20 protein-coding genes are annotated in these 22,004 nt (G+C 35.1%); 8 read left to right on the top strand and 12 right to left on the bottom strand.

The features are described 5' to 3' along the window. Positions 1-13: 13 nt before the first annotated feature. Positions 14-343 carry a single-stranded DNA-binding protein gene (locus B5X62_RS09045; RefSeq protein WP_079667109.1) on the bottom strand — a complete coding sequence of 110 codons (330 nt, stop codon included), beginning with the start codon at positions 341-343 and terminating at the stop codon, positions 14-16. 290 nt (positions 344-633) lie between these two features. On the opposite strand from B5X62_RS09045, the gene B5X62_RS09040 reads away from it, so the two are divergent. From B5X62_RS09040 to B5X62_RS09030, 3 genes are read left to right on the top strand one after another with little or no spacing between them, the layout of a single operon-like run. Continuing rightward, positions 634-2,031: a Gfo/Idh/MocA family protein gene (locus B5X62_RS09040; RefSeq protein ID WP_079667108.1), complete on the top strand. Its 1,398-nt coding sequence runs from the start codon at positions 634-636 to the stop codon at positions 2,029-2,031. Beyond that, positions 2,021-2,929, top strand: a complete 909-nt coding sequence (locus tag B5X62_RS09035; protein WP_079667107.1) for a nucleotidyltransferase family protein — start codon at positions 2,021-2,023, stop codon at positions 2,927-2,929. The genes B5X62_RS09040 and B5X62_RS09035 overlap by 11 nt, the downstream gene beginning before the upstream one ends. Continuing rightward, positions 2,920-3,939 (top strand): phosphotransferase enzyme family protein, encoded by a 1,020-nt coding sequence (locus tag B5X62_RS09030; RefSeq protein WP_079667106.1) that lies wholly within the window; start codon positions 2,920-2,922, stop codon positions 3,937-3,939. Before B5X62_RS09035 ends, B5X62_RS09030 begins: the two co-directional genes overlap by 10 nt. On the opposite strand, the gene B5X62_RS09025 is transcribed toward B5X62_RS09030, so the two are convergent. From B5X62_RS09025 to B5X62_RS09015, 3 genes are all read right to left on the bottom strand, one after another. Continuing rightward, positions 3,902-4,411 (bottom strand): DNA-deoxyinosine glycosylase, encoded by a 510-nt coding sequence (locus B5X62_RS09025; protein ID WP_079667105.1) that lies wholly within the window; start codon positions 4,409-4,411, stop codon positions 3,902-3,904. The genes B5X62_RS09030 and B5X62_RS09025 overlap by 38 nt on opposite strands. Continuing rightward, positions 4,412-5,785, bottom strand: coding sequence for a D-alanyl-D-alanine carboxypeptidase/D-alanyl-D-alanine endopeptidase (gene dacB, locus B5X62_RS09020; protein WP_079667104.1), 1,374 nt, complete (start codon positions 5,783-5,785; stop codon positions 4,412-4,414). Positions 5,786-5,941: 156 nt separating this feature from the next. Next, on the bottom strand, positions 5,942-6,763 hold the full coding sequence (locus B5X62_RS09015) for a T9SS-dependent choice-of-anchor J family protein (RefSeq protein ID WP_079667103.1): 822 nt from the start codon (positions 6,761-6,763) through the stop codon (positions 5,942-5,944). Positions 6,764-6,967: 204 nt separating this feature from the next. Here B5X62_RS09015 and pruA point away from each other — a divergent pair, with 204 nt between their 5' ends. Next, the gene (pruA, locus tag B5X62_RS09010; protein ID WP_079667102.1) at positions 6,968-8,593 is read left to right on the top strand and encodes an L-glutamate gamma-semialdehyde dehydrogenase; all 1,626 of its coding nucleotides are present in this window, start codon (positions 6,968-6,970) and stop codon (positions 8,591-8,593) included. 79 nt (positions 8,594-8,672) lie between these two features. Here the strand turns inward: pruA and B5X62_RS09005 are convergent, their stop codons facing one another. Further along, the gene (locus B5X62_RS09005) at positions 8,673-9,368 is read right to left on the bottom strand and encodes a hypothetical protein (RefSeq protein ID WP_079667101.1); all 696 of its coding nucleotides are present in this window, start codon (positions 9,366-9,368) and stop codon (positions 8,673-8,675) included. Between the two features lie 207 nt (positions 9,369-9,575). After that, a complete protein-coding gene (locus tag B5X62_RS09000) occupies positions 9,576-11,171 on the bottom strand; it encodes a peptide chain release factor 3 (RefSeq protein ID WP_079667100.1) in 1,596 nt (531 codons plus the stop codon). A 135-nt stretch (positions 11,172-11,306) separates the two neighbouring features. Here B5X62_RS09000 and mtgA point away from each other — a divergent pair, with 135 nt between their 5' ends. Both mtgA and B5X62_RS08990 read left to right on the top strand, forming a co-directional pair. Next, positions 11,307-11,954, top strand: a complete 648-nt coding sequence (gene mtgA, locus B5X62_RS08995) for a monofunctional biosynthetic peptidoglycan transglycosylase (protein WP_079667099.1) — start codon at positions 11,307-11,309, stop codon at positions 11,952-11,954. Positions 11,955-11,971: 17 nt separating this feature from the next. Beyond that, the gene (locus B5X62_RS08990; protein ID WP_079667098.1) at positions 11,972-14,008 is read left to right on the top strand and encodes a recombinase; all 2,037 of its coding nucleotides are present in this window, start codon (positions 11,972-11,974) and stop codon (positions 14,006-14,008) included. On the opposite strand, the gene B5X62_RS08985 is transcribed toward B5X62_RS08990, so the two are convergent. Beyond that, positions 13,986-14,285, bottom strand: coding sequence for a hypothetical protein (locus tag B5X62_RS08985; protein ID WP_079667097.1), 300 nt, complete (start codon positions 14,283-14,285; stop codon positions 13,986-13,988). The genes B5X62_RS08990 and B5X62_RS08985 overlap by 23 nt on opposite strands. 150 nt (positions 14,286-14,435) lie before the next feature. On the opposite strand from B5X62_RS08985, the gene ychF reads away from it, so the two are divergent. Continuing rightward, positions 14,436-15,527 (top strand): redox-regulated ATPase YchF, encoded by a 1,092-nt coding sequence (gene ychF / locus B5X62_RS08980; RefSeq protein ID WP_079667096.1) that lies wholly within the window; start codon positions 14,436-14,438, stop codon positions 15,525-15,527. A 93-nt stretch (positions 15,528-15,620) separates the two neighbouring features. Beyond that, positions 15,621-16,427 carry a T9SS-dependent choice-of-anchor J family protein gene (locus B5X62_RS08975; RefSeq protein ID WP_079667095.1) on the top strand — a complete coding sequence of 269 codons (807 nt, stop codon included), beginning with the start codon at positions 15,621-15,623 and terminating at the stop codon, positions 16,425-16,427. 75 nt (positions 16,428-16,502) lie between these two features. Here B5X62_RS08975 and B5X62_RS08970 read toward each other — a convergent pair whose 3' ends face one another. The 5 genes from B5X62_RS08970 to B5X62_RS08950 all read right to left on the bottom strand — a co-directional run bounded on the left by B5X62_RS08970 (position 16,503) and on the right by B5X62_RS08950 (position 21,967). Beyond that, the gene (locus tag B5X62_RS08970; protein ID WP_079667094.1) at positions 16,503-18,761 is read right to left on the bottom strand and encodes a zinc-dependent metalloprotease; all 2,259 of its coding nucleotides are present in this window, start codon (positions 18,759-18,761) and stop codon (positions 16,503-16,505) included. Positions 18,762-18,783: 22 nt separating this feature from the next. Next, on the bottom strand, positions 18,784-19,245 hold the full coding sequence (locus B5X62_RS08965; RefSeq protein WP_144038344.1) for a hypothetical protein: 462 nt from the start codon (positions 19,243-19,245) through the stop codon (positions 18,784-18,786). 41 nt (positions 19,246-19,286) lie between these two features. After that, on the bottom strand, positions 19,287-20,354 hold the full coding sequence (locus B5X62_RS08960) for a DUF2891 domain-containing protein (RefSeq protein ID WP_079667092.1): 1,068 nt from the start codon (positions 20,352-20,354) through the stop codon (positions 19,287-19,289). Between the two features lie 68 nt (positions 20,355-20,422). Beyond that, a complete protein-coding gene (locus tag B5X62_RS08955; RefSeq protein ID WP_079667091.1) occupies positions 20,423-20,788 on the bottom strand; it encodes a hypothetical protein in 366 nt (121 codons plus the stop codon). A 36-nt stretch (positions 20,789-20,824) separates the two neighbouring features. Further along, the gene (locus B5X62_RS08950; protein WP_079667090.1) at positions 20,825-21,967 is read right to left on the bottom strand and encodes an acyl-CoA dehydrogenase; all 1,143 of its coding nucleotides are present in this window, start codon (positions 21,965-21,967) and stop codon (positions 20,825-20,827) included. Positions 21,968-22,004: the final 37 nt, after the last annotated feature.

Below are 22,004 nucleotides of genomic sequence, written 5' to 3'. Positions count from 1 at the left end.
TATTTTTTTAAGATCAATTACTTAATAATAAAATCTCTTCAATTCGGATTTCGGTTATTTGTCGTTTTACCCCATCTTTATCTTCGTAATTACGATACATAATTTTGCCTTCGATGGCAATTTCTTTTCCTTTAGGTACATATTTTTCTAAAATGTCGATTATTTTCCCATAACCGACCAAGTTATGCCATTGAGTTTCTTCCACTTTTTCTCCATTTTGGTTAATATAAAAATCAGATGTTGCAAGGCTAACATTTGCTCTTTTTGTACCACTTTCGAAAGTGTGGATTTCTACTTCTTTTCCTGTGCGACCGATAAGTGTCACGCGATTTCTTAAAGACATGATTTTAAAATTTTAATTAAACAACTAGATTCTGGTCGTCATTTCTTTTCCTGAATCTCTGTGACAAAGTTGCGAGAATAAGAAAACATTAGTCGGTTATAAAGTATTTAAAATCGTTTGTAGTCGTTTGTAAACGGATAAGTGTTATTAAGAATTTCGTAATACACTGGCATACAAATGACAAACTTATACCGGATCTAATTATTAAAAACATTCAAAATATTTTTTCTGAAAAACATCTTTTTTAAGAATAATATTTCTAAATTTAATCCACTTTTACAAAAATCAATATGGCAACTAACAGAAGAGATTTCATAAAAACAGCCAGTCTTGCAGGCTTTGGCGCTCTAGTCTTACCAAATACAATGTTCGGGAATATTATTTATCCCAAAGATTCTAAACTTCAAAAAGTAAGAGTTGGTCTTATCGGCGTTGGTCTACGTGGCCAAAATCACTTAGAACTTCTTGCAAAAAGAGATGACGTGGAAGTTGTTGCTTTTGCTGATCCTAGCACAATTATGCTAAAAAGCGCTCAGGATATTCTTAAAAAATACAATCGACCTGCTGCTAAAGAATTTTCAAATGGCGACTATGATTACAGAAATCTTCTTCAGTTAAATAATATTGATGCGGTTGTTATCGCTTCGCCTTGGGAGTGGCATCACAAACAAGGAATCGAAGCCATGCAATCGAAGAAAATCGTCGGTATGGAAGTTGGCGGCGCTATAACTCTGGGCGAATGCTGGGATTACATCAAAACCTACGAACGTACCAAAGTTCCTTTATTTGCAATGGAGAATGTGAATTATCGTCGTGATGTAATGGCTGTTCTTAACATGGTAAGAAAAGGCATGTTTGGAGAATTGGTGCATGGTCGTGGTGGTTATCAACATGATTTGAGAGGTGTATTATTTAATGATGGTGTTACACCTTACAACTCTGGTGTTGAGTTTGGCGCAAAAGGTTTTAGTGAAGCCAAATGGCGCACGCAACATTATGTAGATCGTAATGGAGAGCTTTATCCAACGCATGGTCTGGGGCCAATTGCCGCTATGATGGACATTAACAGAGGAAATAGTTTGACACATCTTTCGTCATTTTCTAGCAAAGCTTTAGGCTTACATAAATATATTGTTGATCATCCAAAAGGTGGCGAAAATCACCCAAATGCGAAAGTAAAATTCAATCAAGGTGATGTTGTAACGACTCAAATTGCCTGCGCTAATGGCGAAACAATTTTGTTAACACACGACACAAGTTTACAACGTCCTTATGATTTGGGATTCCGTGTGCAAGGTACCGAAGGTCTTTGGCAAGATTTCGGATCTGGAGGCCTTGACCAAGGTCACATTTATTTCGAAAAAATGATGAACCATACGCACAAATGGGACAATTCTGAAAAATGGTTAAAAGAAAACGATCATCCACTTTGGAAAAAATATGAAAACGACACCAAAGGTGCTGGACATGGCGGAATGGACTTCTTCGTGATGAATACTTTTATTGAATGTATCAAACGTAATATTGAATTCCCGCTAGATGTTTATGATCTTGCAACTTGGTATTCGATAACGCCTTTAAGTGAAAAATCTATTAAACATCAAGGGAAAGTTATGGAAATTCCTGATTTTACAAATGGTGCTTGGAAGAATAGAAAACCTGTATTTGGATTAAGTGATGAGTTATAATAAAACATTAGTCATCATGGCGGGTGGACTTGGCAGCCGCTACAAAGGTCTGAAACAGATTGATGGCATTACGGACAACAATTCTCCAATTTTGGAATATTCGATGTATGATGCTTTGGAAGCTGGTTTTGATAAAGTTGTTGTGATTTTAAATAAAAAAATCCCTACCAGCTTTATTGACCGTTTAGAAAAGATTTCAAAAGATAAAAACATAGATTTCCATTGGATTTTTCAAGATATAGATGATCACCTTCCAGAAAATTATAATCGTGGAAACCGCGAAAAACCTTGGGGAACTGGACATGCATTATTATGTGTAAAAGATTTAGTCAACAACGCTTTTGTTGTGATTAACGCCGATGATTTCTATGGAAAAGAAATTTATAAAAACGCGGCAAAAATCATCAACAATGGACAGATAAACACCGATCAATATGGCATTATAGCCTATCCTCTCCATGCGACGTTGAGTGATAACGGTTCTGTCTCACGTGGTATTTGCAAGTACAATGACAATGATTATTTAGAAAAAGTAACCGAGCGAACGCAAATTTTTAAAGAAAACGGAAAAGCTTATTTTAAAGAAGAGGATGAAATTGAAGAAGTTGCGTTGGACACTTTAGTATCGATGAATTACTCCATTTTTCATCCAAGTATTTTTGAACATTTACAATTTTATTTTGAGCAATTTTTAAATGAAAATCCACACGAAAAAGCTGAATATTTAATACCAAATGTTATTCAGAAATTAATAGAAGGACAAAAAGCGAAAGTATTGATCAAAGAATCTCCGTCCGAATGGATGGGCGTTACTTATGCCGAAGACAAAGCGCTTTTGAAAACTTTTATTGAAGAAAAAATTAAAGCTGGCGATTATCCAAAAGATTTATGGAACTAAATTTAATCATAAATAATTTTTTACCCGAAACTAAAATTAATAAAGTTAGTCCAATCGGCAATGGCCTTATCCATCAGACTTTTCTTGTTGAGACTAGTCAAAAATCTTATGTTCTTCAACATATTAACGATTTGGTTTTTCAAAATCCAGAAATCCTTGTCCGCAATCATTTAAAAATTAATGAAGGATTAAGCAAAGTCAATTATAAATTTGAACTTTCTAATCCGATAAAAACCCGTGATAATCAACTTATTTTTGTTACAGACAACCAACATTGGCGCCTTACAGAATACATTGACAACAGTGTAACCTATCAAAAAGTAGCTTCTCCAGAAATGGCTTTTGAGGCATCCAAAGCCTTAAGTTATTTTCATTATTGTATCAATTCTGACCAAAATATCAGTTTAGAAGAAAGTATCCCAGAGTTTACAAATTTTGAAAAAAGATATGGCGATTTCGAAAAAGCTAATCAACATCTAATCGATAAACGTGCTGAAAACTGCGTTAACGAGCTACTTTTCATATCAAAATACAAGCATCTTTGTAATCTTTGGATAGAGTTGAGAAGTAAAAATATGCCAAATCGAATTATACATGCTGATCCAAAAATCAGTAATATTTTGTTTAATTCTGAACAAAAACCAATTGCGATCATCGACCTAGATACGGTACTTTCGGGACCAATTTTGTATGACTTTGGCGATATGGCGCGCTCTTTTACCAATCGACTAGAAGAAGACGATATTAGCACAACTGACAATTTCGATTTTGAAATTTATAAAGCCATCAAAGAAGGTTTTTTGCATCATTCCGCAAGTTTGTTATCGCCACTAGAAATTGAGCACTTCAATTTTGCAGCGAAAATTATTGTCCACATCCAAGCCATGCGATTTTTGGTTGATTATCTAAGAGGCGATATCTATTACGGTTCGAGTTACGAAGGTCAAAATCTTGTCCGTGCAAAAAATCAAATTAATCTTCTGAAAGGCATGATGAAGTACGATCTTTAATCTGCTGCCAAACTTTCAACTTTTTATCAAACGAAATCGTATGTAACGGACTTGTAGAAGGCAAAGCAACAATTGGTATTTCAATATTTTTTCCGAAAGTTTTTATTAAATTTTTGTAAGATTTCTGGCCATTACAAAAGATAATTTTGAGATTAGGATAATCTTTTAAAAGTTTTAAAATATCATTTCCCGTTTCGTTTTTAATTTCGGAATCGAGACTTCCTTTGCGCTCACAAGAGTCGATAACATCCCAAAGCGCAATTTTATTCTTTTTTAAAATTTGAAGTTTTTGCTGATAATCTTTGGTAAAATCTTCATTAAATAATTCAAAAATAATCGTCCAAAACTTATTCTGAGGATGCGCGTAATATTCTTGCATTTCCAAAGATTTAACACCTGGAATTGATCCTAAAATCAAAATTTCGGAATCCTTATTAATAACTGGCGGAAATGAAGAAATACGATTTGACATTTACTTCAAATTATCCAAAACATTGAACAAAGCTTGGCTGATATCGCCCGATTGATAGTTGTTGAGAATAATCGCGTAGACATATTTTTTGCCCGCCTTCGAAGTGTGATAACCCGCAAAAGATTTGGTATCGCGGATGGTTCCACTTTTCATTTTCATGGCGTTCTGTGTTGGAAATCCTTCAAAATAAGCCGAAAACCACGGCTGCTTTTGCGCGTATAACAAAGCTTGAACTTCCGCTTTTGCTGACACATAATTTTGTGGTGATAAGCCGCTTCCATCCGCAAAATTTATCATGGATGCGTTAATACCTTTTGACTTCCAAAAATCTCTTAAAAACTGAACGCCAACTTTGTAAGACGAATTTCCTTTCTTCTCTTTTGCCATCGTTTTCAAGAAAGTTTCGCCATAGAAGTTGATACTCTTTCTTAAAAACCAAAATACCATTTTGTCCAAAGTCGGCGACTGGTATTCGAAAAAATTATTTTTAACAGGATAAGCGTCCATTTTTTTACCAGAAAGTTGGTTGCCGTAATAGGTTTCCACATTTCCAGAAACACTAATGTTTTTAGAATTTAAAAAAGATTTTAATTCTACTCCTAATTGCAAAGGCGGATTGGGAACAGAACCAGAAACCGTCATCGCCTTCCCTGCTGGCAAACTTCCATTAATTAAAGCAACATCCGAATGTGGCGCTGTAAAAATCAAACTTTGATCTGAAGAACCCGCAGCTTTTAACTCATTAATCCATTTTACATTTTCTAAATCATAAGAAAAATTCTTAAACTGCGTTCCGTTGGTATTGATGTCAAACTGATTTTCGCGCCAATTGATTCCCCAAGTTCCGGCACCGTAATAATTCCCGATATCGTCCCAAGGCCAACCCCCTGGCACCGACTGAAAATCGAAATAAGAATCATCGATTATGATATTCCCTGCAATAGATTTTATACCTTTTTGTTGTAAAGCTTGATAAAGTTTTTCTTTAAATTTATCGGGTTTGTAATCATCATAGCGCCAACTTCCCAAAGTTGGATCACCGTTAGAACTCACCCAAAGATCGCCTTCCAAATTACCATTCTTGATCTGTCCAGAGTAACTTGCCATCGTCGTGTACCGATAATCTTTTCCTAAAGTTTCTAAAGCTGCTGCTGCCGTAAAAATCTTTTGCGTACTTGCCGTAGAAAGACCTTTATTTGGCTGATATTCGTACACCAAATTCCCACTATCATCAGCAACATAGAAAGATAAATTTGCAGAATATGCTCCTGAAGAATTAAGAAGTTTCTGCGTCGATTTATCCAATTGATCTGCAACATTTTGTGCCATAGCAACTTGCGTCACCAAGACCAAACTCAAGAATATCCTTTTCATTTAATAAAAACTTTATGCATTTCAAATATAAGAAATGCGAGATAAAGTAAAGCTTCCCAACAGAGTTTTAGTTTTAGTTTTAGTTTTAGATTAAATTTAATAATAAAAAAAACGCCCCAAATAATTGGAGCGTTTAAGAAATATTTTAAAACTAAATTAGTTTTTAATAAACTTGTGAGAAGTTGATCCTGCTTCAGCAGTAACTTTAAGAACGTAAGCACCTTTTGTAAGATTCTTAACATCTACTTTACCATCAACCAATGTAGCGTCAGATACTTTTCTTCCCATCATGTCGAATACCTCAACAGCTGATACTTTTGACCCAGCAGAAACATTAAGTACTTCAGTTGTTGGGTTAGGATAGATGCTAACTTTTGTTTTAGAAACATCGCTAACTGCAAGCGTTGTTGCCTTTACTGTAACGTCATCAAAGTTAATCAAAAACATGTCACTAGAATTATGATGTCTTATAGCAACATAAATTTTTTCTTTATTCTCAAATGATGATAAATTTATTGTACGCTCAACCAATTCACCAAACAATGCATCTGGATCGTCACCTATATTTTCCGAAAATTTAACTGCAGAAGCTAAAAAATCTGCTTTTGTATTTCCTGTTGAAACATAAACTGTATAAGTCTCATCAGCCCAATCTGGATCCTGTGGTCCAACTAAATAAGATAAAGAAAGACCTGTCGCTCCTGTTACATTGATAGCTGGAGAAATAGCCCAGTTATCTGGAGTAAGTGGAGATTGAGTATCATTGTCGTAAGATACTGATGACATATAATTACGTTGTCCGTTTTGAGCAATTGAAGGATCATAAGGAATAAAATTATGTCCATCTCCATCCTCATCTAATAAAGTCCAGTTAGAAATATCTTTGTCTTCGAAATCATCTTTCCATACTTGAACTTGAGCGGTCATTGTGTTAAAAGCTAATGCTAAAGCACCAGCAAAAAGTAATTTTTTAATCATAATTTTTATATTTAGCTAATTAATTCGGTGCGAAAATAAATAATTTATATAGGATTTTAAAACAGTATTAATCAAATTTTAAAAATTTAACAAAAAACATCGCTTTAAGATAACTGTACCAAACATTAGGTATTTTAATTTTTTCTTTCATTAAATATTGGGTAAATTTGTAAGACTTAAATTCAAAAATAAAAATACTACAATATGTCAAAAGCAATTTCGCAAGTTCCTATTGCGATTAACGAACCTGTAAATTCTTACGAACCAGGATCTTCAGAAGTAAAAAGCTTAATCGCCACTTACAAAAAAATGTGGGCAGAAAAGATCGAAATTCCAATGGTTATCAATGGTAAAGATGTTAAAACCAACAACCACGTTAGATTACAATCGCCACAAGATCACCAACATGATTTTGGATTCTATCACCAAGGTGATATGTCGCACGTTGACCAAGCAATTGATACAGCACTAGCAGCGAAAGCAAAATGGAATGCACTAGGTTGGGAACAACGTGTTTCTATCTTCTTAAAAGCGGCGGACCTTATTGCAGGTCCTTATAGAGATATCATCAACGCAGCAACGATGATTGGTCAATCTAAAAACGTTCACCAAGCTGAAATTGATGCTGCTTGTGAGTTTATTGACTTTTTAAGATTCAATGCGGAGTTTATGACAGAAATGTATGCTGAGCAACCAATTTCTGATAACGGCATTTGGAACAGAGTTGAATACAGACCATTAGAAGGATTCTGTTTTGCGGTGACGCCTTTTAATTTTACTGCAATCTCTGGTAACCTACCAGCTTGTATGGCGATGATGGGTAACGTTGTAGTTTGGAAACCATCTGACAAACAAATATACTCTGCTAAAGTTATTATGGACGTCCTAAAAGAAGCTGGTCTTCCTGACGGAGTTATCAATATGATCTTCACTGACGGTAAAGAAACTGCTGAGAAAGTAATGGCTCACAGAGATTTTGCTGGTCTACACTTTACAGGTTCTACTAGAGTTTTCCAAGGAATGTGGAAAATGATTGGTGATAATATCCACAACTACAGAACTTATCCAAGAATCGTTGGTGAGACAGGTGGTAAAGATTTTGTAATCGCACATCCATCGGCTAATGTAGAAGCTGTTGCAACTGCTTTGGTAAGAGGTGCTTTCGAATACCAAGGTCAAAAATGTTCTGCGGCATCTAGAGCTTATATTCCTCAATCGCTTTGGAACGATGTTAAAAAAGTAATGGAAAACCAAATGTCAACTATTAAAGTTGGTTCTCCAGAAGATCCTTCTAATTTTGTTAATGCTGTTATTGACAAAAACTCTTTCGAAAAATGTAAAGGTTACATCGATAGAGCAAATGCGTCTTCTGAAGCAACTGTTGCAATTGGTGGTAAATATGACGATGCTAAAGGTTGGTTTGTACATCCTACAGTTATCGAAACAACCAATCCTCAATACGAAAGTATGGTTGAAGAAATCTTCGGTCCTATCCTATCTGTTTATGTTTACCAAGATGCAGATTGGGCAGAGACATTGAAGTTGGTAGATTCTTCGTCTCCATATTCTTTAACTGGATCTGTATTTTCACAATGTCGTTATGCCATTGACGAAGCTTACAAAGCTTTAGAAAATGCATCTGGTAACTTCTACATCAACGACAAGCCAACTGGCGCTGTTGTTGGTCAACAACCTTTCGGTGGTGGTAGAGCATCAGGAACTAACGACAAAGCAGGTTCTAAAATGAATCTTCTACGTTGGGTATCTGTACGATCTATTAAAGAGACCTTTGTATCTCCAAAAGATTATAAATATCCTTATTTAGGTTAATCCTATTTAATCACAAAACAAAGAAAGCCAGTCCGCAATTAGACTGGCTTTCTTCTTTATTAAAAAAACACAAACTCTTCTAGTTTCTTCCTAGAGATTTTTTAGGACTGGTTGATGTTGATTTTTCATCGCCACCTTGATGATTAACTGACCAAAATTTTGCCATAGCCGCATCAATGGCTTGTTGACTAGGCATTTCGTTTTGTTCTCTTCCATCTTTGTTATAAAATACCCAAACATCTCCCTTATCATCAGTTGTTCTTTTAGGTAAAGCGTTAAGAATTGCATTGGAAGCACTTTGTTTAATCTTATTTTCACTAAAGTCAAGATAATCTAGTTTAGTATTTTTTGATACATCAAGACTTGTTAGCTCATTACCTGCAAGATCCAATTCTTCTAACTCTACAGCGTTTCTAACATCTACGCTTGCAAGCTTCTGGTTGTAAATCGAAAATTCTGAAATACTATTAGCATTAGGCGCATAGATTTTTACCTCTTTACCTAGTAATTTAGAATTTACAATAATTTCGTCAGTCGTTGTACTTTTAGTTTGTTTAATCTTCTTTCCATCGCCAAAATCTACTTCGATATCATCTTTTGTTGTAATGTAGAATTTAACATTAGCGTCATCGGCAAGATTAGTTACAAAACTAATTTTTGGTATCCCTGCGTCATTTGGGTTATAGGGATTATCATCATCGTCATCTCGACATGACAAGATCGTAAATCCTAATACAAACAACAATAGGTAAATAATTTTACTACTTTTTTTCATTACTTAATTTTTTTTTAGCTTGTATTAAAACAATATTAATAGTTAATTATTATTTAGTTATTTACAATTTATAATATTTTAAAAGCTTTTATAATATTTTAACAAAGCTTTATTTCTATCTTTTTTAGCCTAAAATTCAAAATAAATAAAACAAAAAAAGCCAACTTGTTTCCAAATTGGCTTTTTATAATTTATCTGAAATAAAATTTAATCTTGATTTCTAAATTCACTTATGAAGTGTAATTTAATGTTCGGGAATTTCTCCTGCGTCATGTGAATGGTGAATGAAGAATCTGCCAAGAACACCAATTGATCGTATTTATCTCTCGCTAAAAAACGTTGTTTAAGTCTTGCAAACTCACGGAATTCCTCAGACTTTTCATCCGCCTCAACCCAACAAGCTTTGTGGATCGACAATGGCTCATAAGAACATTTTGCACCGTATTCGTGTTCTAGACGATACTGGATAACTTCAAACTGAAGCGCCCCAACTGTCCCAATAATCTTACGACCATTCATTTCCATGATGAATAACTGCGCAACACCTTCATCCATTAATTGATCAACACCTTTTGACAACTGTTTAGCCTTAAGAGGATCATCGTTATTAATGAAACGGAAATGTTCTGGTGAGAAACTCGGAATACCTTTGAAGTTTAGCTTTTCACCAGCTGTCAAAGTATCACCAATTCTAAAATTCCCTGTATCGTGAAGACCAACAATATCACCTGGGAAACTCTCTTCAACAATTTCCTTTTTATCAGCGAAGAATGCATTAGGTGACGAAAATTTCATTTTTTTGCCATCTCTCACCAAAAGATAATTTTCATTTCTTTTGAAAGTTCCTGACACAATTTTCACGAAAGCCAAACGGTCACGGTGTTTTGGATCCATATTCGCGTGGATTTTGAACACAAAACCAGTAAAGTTTTTCTCCTCAGGTTTTACGATTCTAAGGTCTGACTCTTTTGGTTGTGGCATCGGCGCGATTTCAATAAATGCATCCAAAAGCTCGCGAACACCAAAATTATTTAAAGCCGAACCAAAGAAAACAGGTTGTTGATTACCATTAACATAAGCTTCTCTATCAAATTCTGGATAGACAGATTCGATCAATTCCAATTCTTCACGAAGTTGGGCAGCAGCTTTTTCCCCAATCATTTCGTCGATTTTTGGATCGTTGATATCATCAAACTTCACCGAATCTCCAACTTTTTGTTTTTTCTCTTCTAAAAATAATTGAATGTTCTTTTCCCAAATATTATAAATCCCTTGGAAGTCGCTTCCCATACCGATTGGCAAAGAAAGTGGTACAACGCTAAGACCTAATTTTTGTTCAACTTCATCCAAAAGATCGAAGGCATCCTTCCCTTCTCTATCCAATTTGTTGATGAAAACCAACATCGGAATATTTCTCATTTGACAAACCTGAACCAATTTTTCAGTTTGTTCCTCAACACCTTTTGCAACGTCAACAACCACAATCACCGAGTCAACCGCAGTTAAAGTTCTGTAGGTATCTTCTGCAAAGTCCTTGTGACCAGGCGTATCGAGAATGTTGATTTTATGATTTTTATATTCGAAAGCCAACACCGACGTCGCTACAGAAATCCCTCTTTGACGTTCGATTTCCATAAAGTCAGACGTTGCACCTTTTTTTATCTTGTTGGACTTAACCGCACCAGCTTCTTGGATCGCTCCACCGAAAAGTAGTAACTTCTCCGTCAAAGTCGTTTTACCAGCATCGGGGTGCGCGATAATACCAAATGTTTTTCTTTTGCTAATTTCTTTTTCTAAAGACATAATAAAATTTCAGATTGCAAAAATCGTGATTTTTATTCAAAAACTAAAATTAGAATTGATATGAATTTTTCTTGATACTTTATCATTTGAAAATTATTAAAATCTAAGTATTTTTGCCCATGAAAACAGTATCAAATGTTTAAATTTTTAAAGAAATTAATTTTAGTAATAATCATTGCTAATATCCTATTCATAGCACTTGGCATATTTTTTAATCCGCCAATAACGTGGACGCAATTGGGTGGTATTATTAAATACGGAAAGCTAGAGCGCGACTATATTTCTTATGATGATATGGGAAATAATGTAAAAAAAGCGGTGATAGCGTCCGAAGATCAATTATTTTTTACGCATAATGGTTTCGATACAAAAGCCATAGAAAAGGCATTAAAACACAACGAGAAGAAAGGCGAAATCCGTCGTGGCGGAAGTACGATTTCTCAACAGACTGCAAAAAATGTTTTTTTGTGGCAAGGTAGAAGTTGGTTCCGAAAAGGATTGGAAGTTGTTTATACATTTATTATCGAAAAAGTTTGGGGCAAAGACGTTATCCTTGCGCGTTATCTTAACTCCATCGAAATGGGACAAGGCGTTTTTGGTGTAGAAGCAGCATCTAATTATTACTTTGGTAAAAGCGCTAAAGATTTAACAAAAAGCGAAGCCGCTTGGATTGCTGTTGTACTGCCTAATCCTAAAAAATACGATCCAAAAAATCCGACACCTTATTTGCGCAAAAAGCACAATTGGGTAATGCGCCAAATGAATAACATTGTTCTGAAATAATTATCTTTGCAAGACTTATGGCTTTAAGATTAAAAAACAAAGACAATTTTAGTACGGTTCTAAAAAAATATTTTAGTGCCAAAAACGAAACTTTTTCTCTAGATCCGCTTGCTGAATTAATAGCTGCGGTAAAGAAAGAAGACATCGGCGTTTTTGTAGCTTATCTTAAAGATAACCAAGATATTACAGAAAATCTTAGTTATTACATACATAACGTTTTTAAAGATAAACCATTCAATCTATCTTTAACAGAAGCGGATATTTTATCCGAAAACGCTTTCTTCCCTGAACTGAAAAAACGACTTCTAAATAAAGTTCTGCCAAGCATCGAAAACGAAGATACTATTTGGTATCTCGTGGATTTTGTTTCGGTTACACCAAAAAAAGATTTAGATTTTTTTATTAATTCGCAAGAAGATAAGCTGAGTGAGCTTTTTAGACTTTTGAAGGTTGACCGATTTGTTGCTAATGCTCATGTGAAACGAGAATTGCTTTTTGCGTTCAATGTTTTAGCATGGCGCGTTATCGGGAATGCGATGGATGTGGAAGTTATGAAGATGGTACCCAAGTATCGTAATCTCGATAATCCATTTTTGGCTTTACAAAACGAATTGGATATTTTAATAACACAATTCAAAGAAGATCCTAACTTCCAGCTCAACTCAAAGGATGAAGTTTACAAGCAGATAAAAGTCTATCTACAACAATGTCAAGATTTCGTAAATATCGCTTTTAAGAACAGCGGCAAATATGGGATTTCTAGTAAGATTAATCTTTATCTTTTAAAGATTCGTCAGCAGTTGACGAGAATGTCCGATATTCTGCAAATCTTTGTTATCGATACGCCTGAAGATTACGTCGTACGATCAAAACAGTTGTTTCTCAATATTCTTCGCTACAAATCTCATAAGAATAATGTACAGGATTTGATCTCTGACAGTACGCGATTGATGTCACACCTGATTACCAACCACACGGCAGAAACAGGAACGCATTACATCACATCTAACGCTAAAGATTACATGAAAATGTTTTGGAAAGCTAGTGGTGGCGGTGTTATCGTTGGGGCACTTTGTGTTCTCAAAATGTTGTACGGTAGTCTCGAAGGTAGCGATTTTAGTCACGCATTTTTGTACTCGCTTAACTATGCGATGGGATTTGTGATGATCTACCTCATGCATTTTACACTTGCGACCAAGCAGCCTGCAATGACAGCGGCGACTATGGCAAAAGTGCTAGCAGACGGAGAAAGTAGAAAATCAAACTTTACAGATTTTGCGCATTTGGTTTCAAAATTATTTAGAACTCAGTTTATTGCTTTTGTTGGAAACGTCTTGTTGGCATTCCCGATTGCGTTGGCGATTGTATATGGACTCGAAGTTTTATTTAAACAAAATTTTGCAATCGACAAATCGACCAAGTTGCTGACCGACCTCAACCCTTTTGAGTCAAAAGCTATTTTCCATGCTTGTATTGCTGGTTTTTTCTTATTTATTTCTGGGATTATTTCTGGTAATATTGGTAACAACTCTATATTTTATAAAATACCAGAACGTATTGCGAAGAATCCATTTATCAATTATTTCTTCGGAAACAAGTTTGCAGAAAGCCTTTCTAAGTATTATTCTAAAAACTGGGCTGGGATTGTCTCTAACTTTTGGTTCGGGGTTTTCTTAGGTGCGACGGCGCCGATTGGTTTATTTTTCGGATTAGACCTCGATATTCGACACATTACCTTTGCAGCTGGTAACTTTGCGCTAGGACTTTATGGCAAAGACTTTTCTGTAGATTCTTACACGTTTTGGATAAGCTTTATCACTGTATTTTTAATTGGATTCTTCAACTTTATTGTGAGTTTTGGACTTTCGATGATTTTGGCGTTTCGTTCAAGAAAAATGAATACTGCCGAAGTTGGTGCCATCTTTAAAGAAATCTTTAATTACTTTATCAAAAATCCTTTGAGATTCTTTATTCCGATACGTTCAAGACTAGACGGAAAAGCGCAAGAATTAATGGAAAAATCGAAATCTTCTACAAAACCAAAAGATCTTTAAAATCGAAATCGTCGCCAAGATTGGTTTTAATTTTATTTAAATAAAAACTTTTTCGAAGTCTAAAATCATTTTTTAACAAAGGTGATTTTATCTTTATTAAAAGTTGATCTGCATCAATATTAACCGACTCTATTTCATTAAAAAGATCAGTAGAAAGATAATCCTGCAAGAAATCTTTAACTTCAAAAGCCCGAAGTTTTGACTCAAATCCATGGATTCTTGCAAAACTTTTCACCAACTCCGAAGACAAAAACTCTCTCTTCTTTTTCTTTCCCATTATTAAAGCTTTTCAACAATATTAATCGCTTTTCTGCGACGATGTAAAATTAAAATTTAAAAAACAAAATCACTATCTTTGCACGCGATTATTTGAAGCAAATTCAATATTCAAATTATTAAATATTAACTAAATAAACATCGACATATAATGAAATGTGGAATTGTAGGACTTCCTAACGTTGGAAAATCAACACTTTTTAACTGTCTTAGTAATGCCAAAGCGCAATCTGCGAACTACCCTTTCTGTACTATCGAACCTAACTTAGGAACGGTTTCGGTACCAGATCCACGACTTTTCGAACTTGAAAAAATCGTAAATCCTGAGCGTGTTTTGCCAGCAGTTGTTGAGATTGTTGACATCGCAGGACTTGTAAAAGGTGCTAGCAAAGGTGAAGGTCTTGGTAATCAATTTCTTGCTAACATCCGCGAATGTGAAGCTATTATCCATGTTTTGAGATGTTTTGATAATGGTAATATTATCCACGTAGAAGGTTCTGTAGATCCACTTCGTGACAAAGAGATTATCGATATCGAGCTTCAGCTTAAAGATCTTGAAACAATCGGAAAAGCAGTTGACAAAGCAAAAAAATTCATCAAATCTGGTAAGAAGGAAGATATCTTGACTTACGAAACTTTACAAAAGCTTCAACAATTTGTAGAGGACGGAAAAAACGCAAGAGAATTCCCAGTTGATGATTTAACAAAATCGATTATCGACGAAGTACAATTGTTGACTAACAAGCCTGTTCTTTATGTTTGTAATGTTGACGAAAACTCAATTAAAAACGGTAACGACTGGATTGCTAAAATCGAAGAAATGGCGAAAAATGAAGGCGCAGAAGTTGTTGTTCTTGCCGCACAAATCGAAGCTGACATCAACGAGCTAGAGTCTTATGAAGAGCGTCAAATGTTCCTAGAAGAGCTAGGTCTAGAAGAACCAGGCGTTAATAGATTGATTCGTCAAGCCTATGCATTATTGAAACTTCAAACGTACTTTACGGCAGGTGTTAAAGAAGTTAGAGCTTGGACAATCGGGAAAGGTTGGACGGCGCCGCAAGCGGCTGGTGTTATCCACACAGATTTTGAGAAAGGCTTTATCCGTGCCGAAGTTATTAAGTACGACGACTACATGACTTACGGTTCTGAAGCTAAAGTAAAAGAGGCTGGAAAGCTTTCTGTAGAAGGTAAAGAATACATCGTACAAGATGGTGATATTATGCACTTTAGATTTAATGTTTAATTAAATTTTTAGTTTAAAATAAATTGTCGAAACACTTGCTCTTGGGCGAGTGTTTTGTTTTTTAGTACATTTGGTCAACTTAAAATATTATTTATGATTAAAAAACTATTTTTTACTGCAACATTTTCTATTGCGGCATGCGCGTATGGACAATATGCTACAGTTTTTCAAGAAGGATTTGATACTCAAGCCGACATCGACAAATGGACTAATATCGACCGGGATGGTGATGGCGAAAAGTGGGAATTTTATAATGCGGAGGAAGAAGATATGCCAGCATTTAGTGGGAATTTTGCAACCTCGTGGTCTTGGTTTTTAGAAGCCTTTACGCCGGATAACATTTTGGTAAGTCCTAAAATTACATTACCTCCTACATTAGATGCTTACAACTTAACTTTTAAGGTTGGTGCTTTTGATGACGAACTTTTTCAAGAACATTATGCAGTCTATATCATTCCTGCAGATGCAAGCTTTACAGGAACAGAAACTCCAGTTTTCGAAGAAACGCTTGATGCAGGATATACGCAAACGGCAAAAAATATAAGTCTTATGATTACAGAATATCAAGGACAAGATATTAAATTAGTGTTTAGACATTACAATTGTACAGATATTGCCTTTATCGGAATAGATGATATTAAAATAAAAGGCGTTCCTGGACTTGCTACTTCTGAAGCTAACAAAACGGCAGTAAAAATTTACCCAAATCCAACTTCTGATTTAATAAAAATTGAAGGAATTAGTAATATCGAAAAAATCCGTGTTTTTGATATGTCAGGAAATATCGTTTTGGAAACAAAAGCTTCTGAAGCTAATATACAAAACTTGACTCCTGGTAACTACATCGTTAATATTTACTCTGGTAAAGATGTAATCTCTAGAAAGATTATTAAAAAATAACTTTTCATTAAATTAATGAAACAAAAAAAAGCTACTCAAAATTGAGTAGCTTTCTTATTATGTGTTTTTGCCTGATTATTTAGCAATAACTAATTTCTTAGAAGAAACTTTGCCATCAGCATCAACTTTTAAGAAGTAAACTCCTGAACCTAATTGAGATAAATCAATTTTATCTAAGTGCTTGCCAGAAGATTTTAGATCTTTTTTCATCGCTACTAGACGACCTTCTGCTGAGAAGACGCTGTATGATACATTTTTAGCATCTACTTCGATAGTAAAGATACCATTTTTAGAAGGGTTTGGATGGATAACGACCTCTTTAGCAGCCTCTACATTACTTGTTGCTAAGTCTGAGTTAATTTTAAATTTAACCTTGTTAACGTTTAAGAATACATTATCAATCGCCTTGATCATGATTCTTGCATCATCACTAACACCTAATCCTCCAGGCACTGTAAATGTATATGATCCATTATTTGGTGTACTCGCTACCAACTCATGAGGGAACGTTAAACCACCATCTGTCGATAATAAAATCTGTACATTGGCAGTATTAACTGGAGCAACATTTGTATTTGCAACATCCCAAGTAATTGTTTGTGTCGAACCTAAATCCCAAACGATATCCGCAGCATTTTGAGAAGTTACAAGGAAAGGTCCTGCTTCAACAGATACCGTCAACTTTACGTCATCTCTACCAGACTGTCCACCAACTGGATTGTTATCTCTAACCAAAAGAGAGAAGTTAAGAGGTCTAGCTACGTTAGAAAGTTTTTCCCATGCTCTATAGTTAGTTTGTGCATTAACATTAGGATTGTAACCTTCGATAATCGTTGATAATCTTGGGAAGTAACGTTCTGGAGAAACTGTCGCAGTCATTGATCTAAACATTGGACCAACAGTATTAATAGGTCTTGGAGGCATTGTTGCAGCACCAGTGTCGATTTGTTCCCAGTTATAAGTAATGGTATCACCATCTTGGTCAGAGCCAATCCCTTTAAGTACAAAAGGTGTTTCTTTAGGGATCGTTCTATCTGGACCTGCATCTGCAGTTGGCGCATTATTACCTGTAGCCGTGTTAACACTACAACTAGCTGCACCTGTAACATGAGCGTACATCTCTCTTATACTCACAGAGTGGAAGTAAGCATCACTATTACCTTGTACATTTGGCGAACAAATACCTGCATAGCCCATAATAGTACTAGCACTACCTGGCTCTATCGAAGTACCATCATTTCTGTTACAATTATTGTTTTGTGTATGGTTAGCTCCAAACTGGTGCCCCATTTCGTGTGCAACATAGTCAATAACAAAAGGATCACCCACAGGATTTGCAGAACCCGTTACCCCACCTGCTTTCAAATTGTTATTACAAACAGATCGAAGATAAGCTACACCATTGTCATTTCCTTGTTGTGCTTGGAAATATACGTGACCAATATCGTAATTTGGTTTTCCAATTAAGTTATCAACAGCCGTTTGGTTAGCCCCTAACATAGAAGATGCACTTAATGGATTATAATTATCCGAATCGATAAATATTAACAAATCGTTATTAGGCACTAATTCTAGCTTAACAGATAGATCGTTACCATATACTTCGTTAAGTCTATTAACTGTTAAGTTAAGAGCTGCCATAACTGCTGTTTTCTTCTCAGCGTCAGTTCCATTACCAACTCCAGCTGCATTTGCTGTATATGATGTGTATTCTACAGCAGTAGCCAAAGCGAGTCTATACTTACGCATTTGACCGTCTTTAACTGTTTTGCTTTGACTAGCATTTTCCATTGTTTGATGGATTTCTTTTTCGCCGTGCTCATCAAAAAGACAGTTAAAATTACGTTCCGAAGATGCATTCTTACGATTATACATCATGTAGATTTTGTTATCCTTAGAGTAAGAATCTACATAATAGATACCTTTTCCACTTCTTACACTTGCATTAAGTCCAAAATATGGATCATAAGTAAAGGTAATTCTCGTTAAAGGATCTCCAACTTTAACCCCTGTGAAAGATCTAACATCAGCATATTTTGCTTGTAGATCTGGGTGCATTGTAGAAGATTCTATCACTTCAAAAGTATCTGTAGTACCTTGCTCATTAGGGAACTTCATTAATGTTTTCCCTGAGTTTTTTCCGATAGCTGATAACTGCGCTTCAAACTGAGAATTGTTAAGGCTTAACAATTTGTAGTCTGTTACAGTAATTGATCTTTCTCTTGCATTAGACACATTCTTTGTAGCAATGTTCATCCAAGAATTTTGTTGAGCGTAGAAAGCTCCAGTAGACATTAGAGTTACCCCTAACCCCAATAATAATTTTGATTTCATTAAAATTTATTTTGCGATTATATTATTTTATTTTTTCTAAAATTAAATTTTTAGGACTACTTTCAATTTTTAAAATTAAAACAGGATGCGTTTGTTTTGCTTCCTTATATTCCCAGTTTTCAATTTTTTTATATTTTACAATAATATTTTTTTCATCTTTTTGAATACTTTCGATTTCAATATCTGAGTAATCTGTTGCAGAACTTGCCTTTGGCTTTACAACTAATAGACTTTCACCAGCTTCTATAATAGGAATAGGTGCAGAACGTTTGAATTGTGGATCTTGCAGTTTACCATAGAGATTTGTAACTTCATCCATTGTTGATAATGCAAAAATTTCTTTCGAATCAAAATCTTTGTTCAACCTACGCTCTTCTGTATATTCTACTTTCTGCATTGTTTTACCTTTTTGCGCATGCATGCTAGAAGTGCCATTACATGACATTAAAGACAATCCAATTGCTATTGTTGTAAATATTTTCATCTTTTTCGGTAAATATAGAAATAATATAGCAAAAAATAAAATTAATCTACATTTGAAATAGCAAAAACTGCAAAACTAGCTAACCAATGATCTCCGCCATAATTACTACTAAACATTAAAGGCATTCCGTTTTTTAAGAAATGTTCCGCTGTATCTTCAAATTGTTTTTTAAGTGGATGACTATTAGATAAAGCTCTGGAAATCCCCTTCATACACCAAGCTTTACTAAAAGATAAACCCACCAAATGTACCGTTTGATAATCTGACAAATCGCTTACAACTGGTATTTGAGAAATATTTTCGAGACTTCTCTTATCATAAAATTGATCCAACCAATTTTCAAAATCTTTTTGAGAAAGCACACGACGCATAAGATCGGCTATTTCCAAACTTGGAGAGAAAAAGTCCGAACCATCTGGCTCTAGATAGGCAGGCGTTTTTTCATCTTTTAAATAAAAACTTTTAGCCTTTTGTATCAATTGATTTTCAAAATCTTTATCGCCAATTTTTCTCGCCCAATCGATGGCAAAACCTATTGCAAAAGCAGAATTGGGATGAACGCCTGTTCTGTTAGGATAAGTCTGTTTAGGAAGATAATCTTTCCACATTCGCAAAATCTCATCTGTAAGAGGTTTCATATTTTGATGCCAAGTCTTAGCTTGTGGTGTATCCCAAGTGGCTAATTCTTCATCAAGCTTCAGGATCCAAGCCCAACCATAGGTTCTTTCAAAGTTTTTTGCGAGATCATATTTAGTAAAATATTGTGCTTCCTTTTTAAGAGATTCGGCATTGAAACTTTTGTCTAAAATCTTTGTAATACGCCAAGATTGCGCAAGATTTGGTTTTTCTTTTAAAATTTTCAACAACATCCAATGACCATGAACAGAGCTATGCCAGTCAAAACAACCATAAAAAGAAGGATGCAGATCTTTTGGTGACAAGCTAACTTCTTGTAAAGAGTTGATAATATGAGCAGTCTTATTTGGATATTCTTGCTCAATGCATTTCAAAGGCATCTCGGATAACTTAGTTGCTAACGCATCTGTTAATTGCGTTTCTTGTGCATATAGACTTATCGATGCAAAAGCTAAAAGGATTAGATATTTCATTTAATAATGATTTAATACGAAGTTTAAAAATACAAAAATCCCTTTCATTACTGAAAGGGACTCTTTTATTATTTCATGCTGATAACTTTATCAACGACATACACTGTATTTCCTCGCCACGGCAAGCTACCATGATATTCTTTGTAATGTAAATCGAAATACTTTCCGCTATTAAGTTCTAATTGCTTGAAAACAGCTTCATCTTCGATAGAAAATTCAAACTGATTGCTTCCAAGTGCACCACCAACTTTGGTCGTGCCAAATCCTTCTTGGATCAACTTCCCTTCATAGGTTTTGAAAACATTTCCTTTTTTAACAGCATAGTTTAGATAACCAGATTTAACGCCTTCTCCGAATACAAAATAAAATTTATACCAAACAAAACCGCCTAGTAAAAGCACTGCTGCTGCCAAAAAAATCCAAAAATATTTCATGATAATTTATGTTTAATTGATAAAGATAACAACAAATTATTTCTTAGCAATACTTCTAGAGATCACAATCTTTTGGATTTCTGAGGTACCTTCGTAGATTTGTGTAATCTTCGCATCACGCATCAATCGTTCTACGTGATATTCTTTAACATAACCATATCCACCGTGTACTTGTACCGCTTCGATAGTTGTATCCATCGCAACTTGAGACGAATAAAGTTTTGCCATAGCGCCACTTTCTGAGATATCTTTACCCGCATCTTTCTCAACTGCCGCTTTGAAACAAAGCATTCTAGCCGCTGTAATGTTAACGTGCATATCAGCTAATTTGAAAGCAATCGCTTGGTGGTTGATAATCTCTGTACCGAAAGCTTTTCTTTCTTTAGCATATTTAAGCGCCAATTCGTAAGCACCAGATGCGATACCTAAAGCTTGAGACGCGATACCAATTCTACCGCCGTTAAGAACCGCCATTGCAAAGTTGAATCCGAATCCGTCTTCACCAATTCTGTTTTCTTTTGGTACTTTAACATCTGTGAAAAGTAAAGAATGCGTGTCACTTCCTCTAATTCCTAATTTGTCTTCTTTTGGACCAATTTCGAAACCTTCCCAACCTCTTTCTACGATGAAGGCGTTGATACCTTTATGCTTCTTTTCTGGATCAGTCTGCGCAATAACGATATAATAAGATGCGTTACCACCGTTAGTAATCCAGTTTTTAGTACCGTTTAATAAATAATAATCACCTTTATCCTCAGCAGTTGTACGTTGAGATGTTGCGTCAGATCCAGCTTCTGGCTCAGACAATGCGAAAGCACCGATAACTTCTCCACTTGCAAGAGGTTTTAGATACTTCATTTTTTGCTCTTCGCTAGCAAATTTTTCTAGACCAGCACATACTAAAGAGTTGTTAACTGACATTACTACTGCAGCAGAAGCATCAATTTTTGCAATTTCTTCCATTGCAAGAACGTAAGATACACTGTCAAGACCAGCTCCTCCGTATTTTGGGTCAACCATCATACCTAGGAAACCAAGTTCTCCCATTTTCTTAACTTGTTCTGTCGGGAATTTTTGATGTGTATCTCTTTCGATAACACCAGGAAGTAATTCAGTCTGAGCGAAATCTCTAGCTGCCTGCTGAATCATCAGTTGTTCTTCTGATAAATTAAAATCCATATCAATTACTAGTATTAATTGCTTGTAAATTTACGAT

Origin of the sequence: Soonwooa buanensis, assembly GCF_900167905.1 — a bacterium.
Lineage (GTDB): Bacteria > Bacteroidota > Bacteroidia > Flavobacteriales > Weeksellaceae > Soonwooa > Soonwooa buanensis.
This window is presented reverse-complemented; position numbering and strand designations above follow the sequence as displayed.